This window comes from Trichococcus flocculiformis (genome assembly GCF_963662535.1).
Taxonomy (GTDB): Bacteria; Bacillota; Bacilli; order Lactobacillales; family Aerococcaceae; genus Trichococcus; species Trichococcus flocculiformis.
This window is the reverse complement of the sequence record NZ_OY759718.1, coordinates 2397021-2409306: the sequence shown is the minus strand read 5'-3', so window position 1 is coordinate 2409306 and position 12286 is coordinate 2397021. Positions and strand designations below refer to the sequence as shown.

General features: G+C 47.2%; 7 protein-coding genes and 1 riboswitch. All 7 genes read left to right on the top strand.

The features are described from left to right. Positions 1-108 precede the first annotated feature (108 nt). The 7 genes from ACKPCD_RS11470 to gltB all read left to right on the top strand — a co-directional run bounded on the left by ACKPCD_RS11470 (position 109) and on the right by gltB (position 12284). Positions 109-1050, top strand: a complete 942-nt coding sequence (locus ACKPCD_RS11470; RefSeq protein WP_321433275.1) for an alpha/beta hydrolase — start codon at positions 109-111, stop codon at positions 1048-1050. A 434-nt stretch (positions 1051-1484) separates the two neighbouring features. After that, positions 1485-1805, top strand: coding sequence for a PadR family transcriptional regulator (locus tag ACKPCD_RS11465; RefSeq protein WP_321433274.1), 321 nt, complete (start codon positions 1485-1487; stop codon positions 1803-1805). Further along, the gene (locus tag ACKPCD_RS11460; protein WP_321433273.1) at positions 1789-2298 is read left to right on the top strand and encodes a DUF2812 domain-containing protein; all 510 of its coding nucleotides are present in this window, start codon (positions 1789-1791) and stop codon (positions 2296-2298) included. Before ACKPCD_RS11465 ends, ACKPCD_RS11460 begins: the two co-directional genes overlap by 17 nt. Positions 2299-2461: 163 nt before the next feature. Beyond that, entirely contained in the window at positions 2462-4015 is a 1554-nt protein-coding gene (locus ACKPCD_RS11455; RefSeq protein ID WP_321433272.1) for a sodium/proline symporter, read from the top strand. A 710-nt stretch (positions 4016-4725) separates the two neighbouring features. Beyond that, a riboswitch (SAM riboswitch) is annotated at positions 4726-4859 on the top strand. Positions 4860-4945: 86 nt separating this feature from the next. After that, positions 4946-6487, top strand: coding sequence for an aminotransferase class I/II-fold pyridoxal phosphate-dependent enzyme (locus ACKPCD_RS11450; protein ID WP_321433271.1), 1542 nt, complete (start codon positions 4946-4948; stop codon positions 6485-6487). A 48-nt stretch (positions 6488-6535) separates the two neighbouring features. After that, the gene (gene speB, locus ACKPCD_RS11445) at positions 6536-7393 is read left to right on the top strand and encodes an agmatinase (RefSeq protein WP_321433270.1); all 858 of its coding nucleotides are present in this window, start codon (positions 6536-6538) and stop codon (positions 7391-7393) included. A gap of 313 nt (positions 7394-7706) precedes the next feature. Next, positions 7707-12284 (top strand): glutamate synthase large subunit, encoded by a 4578-nt coding sequence (gltB, locus tag ACKPCD_RS11440; protein ID WP_321433269.1) that lies wholly within the window; start codon positions 7707-7709, stop codon positions 12282-12284. Positions 12285-12286: the final 2 nt, after the last annotated feature.

Sequence of the window (12286 nt, the reverse complement as noted above, 5' to 3'; positions counted from 1 at the left end):
TGTGGTGCTTGACATTTTGAACCGGTCTCGTTAAATTGGAGAAAAGTATAGCGGTATCCAGGCTTATGAACCATAGGTATAACCTGATACCAGAAGAGGGGTCCACTCATGACGGTAGTATCATTCACTTTCAAATCAAGTGATGGCAAGGAAATCTTCGCGATGAAATGGTCTCCCGAAGACCAGCAGAAACCGAAAGCGGCCGTTCAGATTGCGCATGGTTACGCAGAACATATCGGACGCTATGATGTTTTTGCACGCAAACTGGCGGAAGCGGGGATTGTCGTCTACGGAAACGATCATCGTGGCCATGGCAAAACGAACGGGAATGCCGGCGAAGCGATCTGCTTTACGGATGAGGCTGGATTCGACAAGGTCGTCGCGGATATGCGCGCGCTGACTGAAAACATCCAATCAGAAAATCCCGGCATTCCGCTGTTCCTGTTTGGTCACAGCATGGGCTCTATGTTGACGAGACGCTACATCCAGCTGTACGGGGACGACCTTGTTGGCGCAGTTCTGTCCGGTTCCGGTGTCTTTTCGAATGGATTGCTGAAGCTCGGCACCGTCGTGGCAGCGTCGGAAATCAAAAGGAATGGTCGTGCTCATCCAAGTCTGTTGCTGGATAAACTGGTCTTCCAAAACTTCAACCGGGGTTTCAAACCCGCCCGGACGGATTTGGACTGGCTCAGTCGGGACGAGGCAGAAGTGGATAAATTTCTGAAGGATCCGTTACGCGGAAAGATCGGTTCGGCCGGTTATTTCCATGATTTCTTCTGCGGTTTGCTGGCCATGAACGATGCCGCGAATATCCAATCAATACCGAAAGACCTGCCGCTGCACTTCATTTCCGGCACCGCCGATCCAGTCGGGGGAAAGGGCGGAAAAGGCATCGTCCAGACATGCAGGGCTTACCAACAGGTTGGCCTTCAGGACGTGAGCTATAAACTATATGAGGGTGCCCGTCATGAACTCCTGAACGAGACGAATAAAGGGGAAGTGACACAAGATATAATTGAGTGGATTTTTGCTCGTTTGGAATCTCTTTGATTGGAATAAAAATTTTAAGCTTACCTGATTTTTCGCGAAAACGGAGAAATCAGGTAGGCTTTTTTAGCATGTAGGAATTTATAAAATTTGTTCAACTCAAAAGTGCATCACCGTAGGTGTTTCACAAGTTTGGAAAATGTTTCATGCATCTAAAATGATGTCCAGCTTCACGGGTTAGCCCTTCGGAAATTAGATAAATCTGTCCTATTGCGCTCTTCGATGCTCAGTTGCATGGGACTCTTAGGGATTCATCCCTTAGAGCCCCAGTACAAGGTGACCGTAGGGAACGTTGCGTGGACAGATTTCCTAAATTTCTTTCAGGGCTGAACGAACCCGTTCAGCTTTTCTTATGTAGGGTTCTCTGTTGACAAATATATCGCCTTCCGATATATTATATATAACGATACACGATATATCGGAAGGGGAGATATGTGATGGGAGCACCACTAACGGAATCGATGTTTTACATCCTCCTTTCTGTGCTGCAGCCGAACCACGGTTACGGCATCATGCAAGAAGTTGAGGAGCGTACGAAGGGCAGGGTAACTCTGGGAGCAGGTACGCTGTATGGTGCGTTGAACTCTTTATTGGAGAAGAAATGGATCATGCTGCATAGTCAGGACGATCTGTCCCGCAAAAAGAAGGAATATCTGGTCACGACACTCGGAAAAGAAGTTCTGAATGAGGAAATCGCCAGACTGGGCGAACTTCTCGAAAACGGCAGAAAGGCGATGAGAAATGATGAAAAAATTTAAGCTGTACTACGACAAAGATAAGGAAGAAGCATTTTTGAACGACATGTCCGCAAAAGGCCATGCCATGAAACGTTTCTTCCTGGGGATGTATACTTTCGAAAAATGCCAGCCGGGGGAATATACCTACCGGGTGGATCTGATCAGCGATAATACGGTCGAGCAGCGCAATGAACTGTACGATCTGATACGTGACTCCGGTGGGGAACTCGTGCAGACTTGGGGCATTTGGGCTATTTTCCGGAAAAAAGGCAACTTTGAACTCTACACCGATCCGGAAAGCCAGATCAAACAATTCAGACGCATCCGGACGATATTTCTCCGCTTGGCACTTATGGAATTCATTCTCTCGCTCCCGAACTGGTACAATGCAATCCAAACAAAGGAGCCGACACGCATCTTTTTGTCTTTGCTTTTGACATTGATTGCCTTTATTTTCCTGAAGCAAGTCAGGACATGCACAAAGAAAATAACCGAACTGGAAAAATTAGCTTAAGTATTTTTTGTTTTCGCTATAAAAGTATTGTTACTGCTTATCCTGAAAATAAGGTTGCTTACAATTTTGTTCATGTGCTATGATGGCTGAGTGCATTCATTAAATTTTAATTAAATTAAATTTGGATGGAGAAACAGTTCATTATTTATTTTGGAGGGTAACTATGGATAAAGCATTAATTTTTATGGCGATGGCCGGCTACATGTCGATCATCATCGGCATCGGCTTCTATTACTACAAGCGATCGAACGAAAGCTCGGATAATTTCTTCCTGGGGGGACGCAGTCTGGGTCCTTGGGTCGCCGCAATCAGTGCGGGAGCTTCGGACATGAGCGGTTGGCTCTTGATGGGGCTTCCGGGTGTGGCTTATTGGTCAGGTTTGTCCGATGCATTCTGGACAGCCATCGGTTTGGCGGCTGGGACAGCGTTGAACTGGATCATCGTCTCAAAACGGTTGCGTCATTATTCCGAATCAGCAGAAGCAATCACGTTGCCGGAATTCTTCAGCAATCGATTCCATGAGGACAAGCGCGTTATTTTGACGGTATCATCGACGTTCATTTTCGTCTTCTTTTCCGTCTATGCAGCCAGCTGTTTTGTGACGGTAGGCAAGCTCTTCGCAACCTTGTTCGAAGTGCCTTACATCCCTGTGATGATTGCCGGAGCGGTGTTCGTCGTGTTCTACACGTTCATCGGCGGATTTTTGGCGGAGAGTGTCTCCGACTTCATGCAAGGCATCATCATGATTGCGGCTTTGGCTGTAGTTTTGGTCGGAGGTGTCCTGCATGCGGGGGGGCCCGGAGCGGTTATCGATAACCTGAGAGGTATCCCTGGCTTTTTGGATTTCTTTGGTATCGCAACACCGACATTGATTGATGGCGTGCAACAGGCTGACGGGGCGATGGCTGCCTTTGGTCCAGCCGGGAAATATGGGCTGATCACAATCGCATCCAGCATGGCTTGGGGTCTCGGTTATTTTGGTATGCCGCAAGTGCTGTTGCGCTTTATGGCTATCCGTTCGGCTGAAGATATCAAACAATCACGCCGCATCGGCATCATTTGGACGACACTTTCACTGACTGCATCCGTCCTGATCGGTTTGATCGGGCGCGCGATGTTCCCGATGGCGTTGACGACAGCAGCAACTTCGGAAACGATTTTCATCGAAATGGCGACACTGTTGTTCCCACCGTTATTGGCCGGAATCGTCATGTCGGGCATTTTGGCAGCTACTATCAGTTCCGCGGATTCATATCTGCTGATTGCCGCAAGTGCTTTTTCAAAAAATATCTACAAAGGCGTATTGCGCAAGGATGCATCCGATCAGCAAATCATGGCAATGACGCGGATGATTTTGATCGTATTGGCGATCGTAGGAATCATCATCGCTTTGGATGAGAACTCCGTCATCTTCACGATCGTATCCTTCGCCTGGGCGGGCTTCGGTGCGACATTCGGACCGCTGATGCTGTTCTCCTTGTTCTGGAAAAAAACAACACGTCAAGGCGCTATCGCCGGGATGTTGACAGGTGGAATTGCTGTTTTCATCTGGAAACTTCTGATCAAGCCTATCGGCGGCGTATTCGGCATCTATGAACTGTTGCCGGCATTCATCCTTTCTTGTGTGGCGATCGTGATTTTCTCCTTGATCGGTGAAAAACCGTCCGCTGCGATGGAAGAGGAGTTCGAAATGGTGAAAAGCCAGTCGAAAGCCTAAAACATATGCTAAGCATAAGAAAAGCTGAACGGGTTCGTTCAGCCCTGAAAGAAATTTAGGAAATCTGTCCACGCAACGTTCCCTACGGTCACCTTGTACTGGGGCTCTAAGGGATGAATCCCTAAGAGTCCCATGCAACTGAGCATCGAAGAGCGCAATAGGACAGATTTATCTAATTTCCGAAGGGCTAACCCGTGAAGCTGGACATTATTTTAGGTGCATGAAACATTTTGCAAACTTGTGAAACACCTACGGTGATGCACTTTTCACTCTGGAAATTTTGATAAATTCCTATGTATTTCAAAAAACAATCCATTTTGGATTGTTTTTTTTGATGCGCTTGACTATCGGGCGAAGGCATGACCCAATATTCAAGCCTGTCCTCCGGTGAACCGGATGTTCAGCGGAGGACAGCGCGAAATGTTAACGCAACTCCGGCAAGCTGGCCCTCGCCGGAGCGTGACGGCAAATTCATCCTGAACTCCGACTAAGCACCCGTTCACCGGAGAAGGGGATGTAATCTTAATTTCAACCTATCCGAATAAACTAAACTCTGGATCTGAAGAATTTCAGCTTTTTTGTGGATGATCGTGAACAACTGTCAAATCATTGTTCGGAAATGCCAACTGAAAAAAAATTTAGTTTTCTTTCCAAAATCATTGACATATACGTTGTATTTGTATAGAATTTAGCTTGCATAAATTGAATATCTCTTATTAATAGCCGTTGAGACGAGGGGTCGAAGATACGGTGGCAAACCAATCAATCTAATTTTATTTTCAAGGATTGATATTGGGTGCCCAACCTGAGCGTAGGATTATCCAAGTCCTATGAGCAATAAGAGGAAAAGCAGCTGATAGATATCGAAGCTTTCCTTTGGTTGGAGAGCTTTTTTTATGCCCATTTTTTATATCAAAGGGGGAAATCTATTTGGCTGAAAAGGTTTTATTCAATTCAGACACTTATTTGGACGGTCATTCCGACAAAATTACTTACCAAATTTCTAACGTTAAAGCAAAAAATATTACACATATCAAAATGCCGCTTTTCGAAGCGCTTGTTAAATATGCGAAACAGGACGTTACACCTTTCGATGTCCCTGGACATAAAATGGGTGCGCAGATGACGCCATTCAAGATGGCGGTCGGTGATATGACGATGCAGATGGATGTCAACTCCATGAAAGAATTGGACTTGTTGAGTCATCCGCAATTCGTCATAAAAGAAGCACAGGAACTGGCTGCAAAAGCATACAATGCCGATCAGGCCTTTTTCTTGGTGAACGGTACGACTGTAGGCATCCAAGCGATGATCATGAGCGTTGTTGGGCCGAACGATTCCATCTTGGTTCCGCGCAACTGCCATAAGTCTGTGATGAGTGGGTTGATCCTGAGCGGTGCAAAGCCGATCTTCATTCAGCCTGAAATGGATTTGGCTTTCGGTATTTCTCACGGCATCTCCGTGGAACGCATCATCAAAGGTTTGGATGATAATCCCAAAGCGAAAGCTCTTTTAGTCACTTATCCGACTTATTTCGGATCGTTGAACGATTTGCAGACGATCTGTGATATCGCGCATGAACGCGGTGTCGTTGTCATCGTCGACAGTGCGCACGGGGCGCATTTGCCGTTCATGCCCGGAAAAATGAAGGATCCAATTAAAGCCGGAGCCGATGCGGTGACGTATTCCATGCATAAAACTGGCGGATCCTTGACGCAGAGTTCCTTAATGGTGATGCAAGGGGACCGCATTTCCGCAACAAAATTACAAAAAGTGCTGAACATGCTGCAATCGACCAGCGCGAACTACTTGTTGATGAGTTCCATCGATGCCGCACGCAGCGAATTGGCGATGTACGGAAAAGATCGCTACAAAAAACTGCGTCCGATCGTCAGTGAAGCGATTGAAGCAATCGAAGCATTCGGCGACTATGAAGTATTGAAATCCGACTACATCAAAGACAAATTCGACCAAACGTATGACTGGACCAAATTGGTGATCCGTGTCAATGACATCGGCCTGACGGGCTTTGAAGTCTACACGATCTTGAAGCAAGAGTACGGCATCCAAATGGAGTTGGCTGAAGGCTATGTCGTGATGGCTGTCATCAGCACGGCCGATACGCGGGAATCAATCGGACGTCTGGTTGATGCCTTGATGGACATCCGCAGGCGCTATAAAAAAGCCAGTCAACATTTCGATGCCCACGTGATGACGTGCAGTATCAACGAATTGGCATGCAGTCCGCGTGATGCCTTTTATGCCGACAATGAAGTGGTGGGCATCGACGAAGCAGTCGGCCGCATCAGTGCCGACTCGATCATGATCTACCCGCCAGGAATTCCGTTGATCATTCCTGGTGAAGTAATCTCCGAAGCGGTCGTGCAACACTACCACTACTATAATGAGACACTGGGCAACGTTCTGACCGAGGAAAAAATGCCTCATCAGATCAAAGTCCTGAAAGATTAAACAATCAAATCAACCATCAAATAGCATACAGTTGGAGGACGGCAGACAGTGAGAAATAATATGAACATCCAGACTTTTATCGGCTGCGAATCTTCTTTTGAAGAAGCATCCACCGTATTATTCGGGATTCCATTCGATGGAACGACCAGTTTCAGGCCAGGCACGCGCTTTGCGATGCAGGCGATCCGCCAAGATTCATTTGGCTTGGAAAGTTATTCTCCTTATTTGGATCGCGATCTTGAAGAAGAAGCCATCCATGATGGCGGAGATCTGGATCTACCTTTCGGCAACACAGAGCGCGTCTTGAGTGATATCGCAACCTACACAAAAGAAGTATTGGATAATGGCAAGAAATTTTTGATGGTCGGCGGCGAGCACCTCGTGAGCCTGCCCACCATCGAGGCTGCCTATGAAAAATATCCGGATCTGCATGTCATCCATATCGATGCCCATACAGATCTGCGTGAAGACTACATGGGCGAACCGTTGTCGCATGCTTCGGTCATCCGCCGTTGCTTCGATTTCCTGGGAGACGGCCGCATTTTCCAATTCGGTATCCGCTCCGGTTTGAAGGAAGAGTTCGAATGGGCGAAAGAGCATACTTATATGGAGAAATTCACCATCGATACGTTGCCGCAGATCGTGCAGCAATTGAAGGATGTTCCCGTTTATGTGACAATCGATCTGGACGTTTTGGATCCTGGTACTTTCCCGGGAACCGGCACACCTGAGCCAGGCGGCATCACCTACAAGGAATTGTTGGCGGGTATCGCTACTTTGCAGGACTTGAATCAGATCGTTGCAGCCGACGTCGTCGAACTTTCACCGCAATACGATCCTTCAGGCGCTTCTACTGCTATGGCCTGCAAGACTGTCAGAGAAATGCTTTTGACGCTTACTAAATAAAAGAATCGATTATTGGACCTTGGACATAACCAAGGTCTTTTTTTTGCCCTGATTTCCGAATGAAAATATTTACATTAAATTGTAATGAAAATTCCCGAATCTCACGTAGGCATGTAAGGAAAAGTATCACTAACTTTTCATATCCTCATGCTAGTGAAATCCTGTTATAGCGAATGTTTTTCTAGAAGTTAATATTGTTACTATCAAAAAAAATATGCAACTAATTGTGAAAAAATGAATGAAAATGGATTGTAATTAAATGAGAGTTTGATTATAATATCAGAATAACAAAATAGAAAGTAGGGACGCCGAAATGAATAGTTACACTCCTCCAAAAAAGCAAGGAATGTATGATCCCGCCTACGAGCATGATGCATGTGGTATGGGATTTGTCGTTGACATCAATGGTAAGGGTTCTTATAAATTAGTCTCTGACGCGTTGGATTTATTGGAAAACATGGAGCATAGAGGTGCTTCCGGCGCTGATGCCAAAACAGGTGACGGAGCAGGTATCATGGTGCAGATTCCACATCATTTTTTCAGCAGGGAGTGCGACGTCCTCGGAATCCATTTGCCTAAAAAAGGCGACTATGGTGTAGGGATGCTCTTTGCCCATAAGTATGAAGATTTGCGTCACGAACAAATGAGAATGGTGGAAGAGATCATTACTTCCGAAGGCCAAAAAGTGCTTGGCTGGCGTGAGGTTCCGATCGACAGTTCGGAAATCGGTGCGACTGCTAAAGCTGCCATTCCGAGGTTTATCCAGGTCTTCATCGGTAAAGGAGAACCTCAAATGACGGAAATGGATTTCGAACGCAAATTATTCGTCATCCGCAAACTATCCGAAAAACAAATCGTTCCGATGAGCGAAAAAAGAGGCGGATCGTTCTATTTTGCCAGTTTATCTTCGAAAACGATCGTCTACAAAGGGATGTTGACTGCAGAACAATTACGCAGTTTCTATCTTGATCTTACGGATCTGGACTTCACATCCGCTTTGGCGATGGTCCATTCCCGTTTCAGTACGAATACCTTTCCGAGCTGGGAAAGAGCCCATCCCAACCGGTACTTGATCCATAATGGCGAAATCAACACAATCCGCGGCAACATAAACTGGATGCGTGCCCGTCAAGGCAGCATGTCCCAGGATTTGCTGGATGCCAGTGAAAAAATCTACCCGATCGTTGATGAAACAGGGAGTGATTCTTCCCAATTCGACAACAATCTGGAATTCTTGTATCTGAACGGCCGCTCATTGCCGGAAGCCGTCATGATGATGGTTCCTGAGCCTTGGGAAAAGAACAAAACAATGTCTAAATCCAAAAAAGATTTTTATAAATTCAACAACTTTTTGATGGAACCATGGGATGGACCTGCAGCAATGGGCTTCACGGATGGGGAAATCGTCGGAGCGGTATTGGACAGAAACGGTTTGCGTCCGTCCCGTTACTATGTGACGAAAGATGATCGCGTCATCCTTTCATCCGAAGTGGGTGTCGTAGATGTGCGTCCGGAAGATGTCGCCTATAAGGGCCGTCTGGAACCAGGTAAGATGCTGTTGATCGATACGAAGCAGAAACGCATCATCTCGGATGAGGAAATCAAAGAAACGGTCGCGGCTAAACAACCTTATGGAGAATGGGCTGAAAAGCACATTTCCAAAATGAAGGACCTTGCGCCTGCTCCATTGAACGAAATTGTTGAGCCTGAAGAATTGCTGCACCAGCAGAAAGCTTTCGGTTATACGTTTGAGGATATCCAATTATTGATCAAACCGATGGCTGTTACGGGAACTGATTCAGTCGGCGCCATGGGGATCGATTCTCCGTTGGCAGTCTTATCGGACAGACCGCAGATGCTGTATCTGTACTTCAAACAGTTATTTGCGCAAGTTACGAATCCTCCGATTGACGGTATCCGTGAGGAAATCGTTACTTCCGACACCATGCTTGTCGGAAATTGCGGGAATTTATTGGATCCGGATAATGCAGACACGCATGCCATCTACTTGGATAGCCCGATTTTGACGGACTCCGAACTGGCGAAAATCAAAGCGCTGCAGGACGATAAATTCAAAACTGTCACGCTTTCTCTTTTATATCGTGTCGAAGACGATGCGAAGGGGATGGAAAAAGCTTTGGAACGTCTGTTCAGTGCAGCGGACAAAGCCATTGCTTCCGGCGCCAACATTCTGGTCCTTTCCGACCGTGGTGTGAACGCTGAATGGGCTGCCATTCCGGCTTTATTGGCTGTTTCCGGCCTGCATCATCATTTGGTACGCGAAGAGACACGCACGAACGTCGGCCTTGTGCTGGAGTCCGGAGAACCAAGAGAAGTGCATCACTTCTGTACATTGGTCGGATACGGCTGTAATGCGGTCAATCCGTACTTGACTTACGCGACCATCCGCGATCTTGCTGAAGAAGATCTGCTGGACGGACTGGATGCTGAAGCAGCGGAAGCGAATTACATCCACGCGGCTGTCCACGGTATGTCCAAAGTACTGACGAAAATGGGTATTTCAACAATGCGCAGTTATCACGGTGCACAAATTTTTGAAGCACTGGGAGTCAACAGTGAAGTTGTCGCTAAATATTTCACAGGCACGCCGACCCGTATTGAAGGTATCGGACTGCAGGAAATCGCCACTGAAAACAGAATGCGTCATGACAGTGCTTATAAAGCTACAGCGCCTTACAGCGAAACGTTGGGAGTGGGCGGTCATTTCCAATACTCGGCCATGGGTGAAGAACACTTGTACAATCCGAGCACAATCTACCGTCTGCAGCAGGCGACTCGTCAAGGAGACTATGAGCAATACAAAGAGTTCTCCCGCGAAATCAATGCGGACACGAACGCCTACACGCTGCGTCAACTGATGCAATTCAAGCCGAATGCTCAAGATGCGATTCCGATCGAAGAAGTCGAATCGGCTGAAAGCATCGTGAAACGCTTCAAGACCGGAGCGATGTCTTACGGTTCGATCAGTATCGAAGCGCACCAAACCTTAGCGATCGCTATGAATCGTCTCGGCGGGATGAGCAATTCTGGTGAGGGTGGAGAAGATCCGCGCCGTTTCGAATTGGATGAAAACGGAGATTCCCGCAACAGTGCCATCAAGCAAGTTGCTTCCGGACGTTTCGGCGTTACGAGCCACTACTTGGTGAATGCGAAGGAAATCCAAATCAAGATGGCCCAAGGTGCAAAACCGGGTGAAGGCGGACAATTGCCAGGACCGAAAGTATATCCTGAAATCGCCAAAACACGTGGTTCCATCGCAGGTGTAGGCTTGATTTCACCGCCTCCGCATCATGATATCTACTCTATCGAAGACTTGAAAGAATTGATTTTTGACTTGAAAAATGCCAATCGTGATGCGCGCATCAATGTGAAATTGGTTTCTGAAGCCGGCGTCGGTACGATCGCTGCAGGTGTTGCGAAAGCAAATGCCGATACGATCCTGATCAGCGGGTATGATGGCGGTACAGGTGCAGCACCAAGAACCAGCATCCGTAATACCGGCTTGCCGTGGGAACTGGGCTTGGCTGAAGCGCACCAAACATTGGTATTGAACAAGTTGCGTGACCGTGTCCGCGTCGAAACGGATGGTAAATTATTGACTGGTCGCGATGTTGCGATCGCGTGTATGTTGGGTGCCGAAGAATTCGGCTTTGCAACGACACCGCTAGTGGCTATCGGCTGCATCATGATGCGCGTCTGCCACCTGAATACATGTCCAGTGGGTATCGCAACGCAGGATGAAACATTGCGCAAAAACTTCCAAGGCAAACCGGAATACGTCGTGAATTTCATGATGTTCGTTGCCGAAGAATTGCGTGAAATCATGGCGAAATTAGGCTTCCGTACGATCAATGAAATGGTTGGACGCAGCGACAAGCTGAAGATGAAAGAAAATGTCAAGCATTGGAAAGCGAAAACAGTCGATCTGTCCAGCATATTGTACCAGCCCTATGCAGCACCGAATGTCGGCAGATACAACATGACGGAGCAAGACCATGAGCTGGAGAAAACACTGGATATGCGCCGCCTGTTGAGAATCGTGAAACCGGCAATTGATGCTAAGAAACGCATCGTTGCGAAATCAGCCATCAAAAATATCGACCGTGTTGTCGGAACCATCATCGGCAGCGAAATATCGAAAAAATACGGTGCTGAAGGCTTACCGGAAGATACGATCCAATTGACATTCGTGGGATCGGCAGGACAAAGTTTCGGCGCATTCATTCCGAAAGGGATGACATTGACGCTGGAAGGCGATTCGAACGACTATATCGGTAAAGGCTTATCCGGTGGTAAAATCATCGTACGCGTACCGAATGAGGCTACCTACGCACCTGAAGAGAACATCATCACTGGTAACGTTGCTTTCTATGGCGCAACCAGCGGTAAAGCATACATCAACGGCATTGCTGGAGAACGGTTCTGTGTCCGGAACAGCGGAGTGGATGCAGTCGTTGAAGGGATCGGCGACCACGGGTGTGAATACATGACCGGCGGAACGGTTCTGATCATCGGTAAAACCGGACGCAACTTCGCTGCCGGAATGTCCGGCGGGGTAGCTTATATCCTTGATTTCGATGAAAACAACCTGAATATGGAAATGGTCAGCGCAACGACAGATTTGAATGATACAGAGCATGACACAATCAAGCGCATGCTGCAGGAGCATATGATCTTTACGGGAAGTCCTAAAGCCCAAAATATTTTGGCTAACTGGGATCAAATGAAATCCCGCTTCACGAAGGTCATCTCCAACGACTACAAGTTCATCCTGGAGAACATCGAAATAGCCAACCAGATGGGCATCACCGGTGAAGACGCAATGCGTTATGCCTTTGATGAGCGCTATAAACCAGTGACGACAAACTAAGG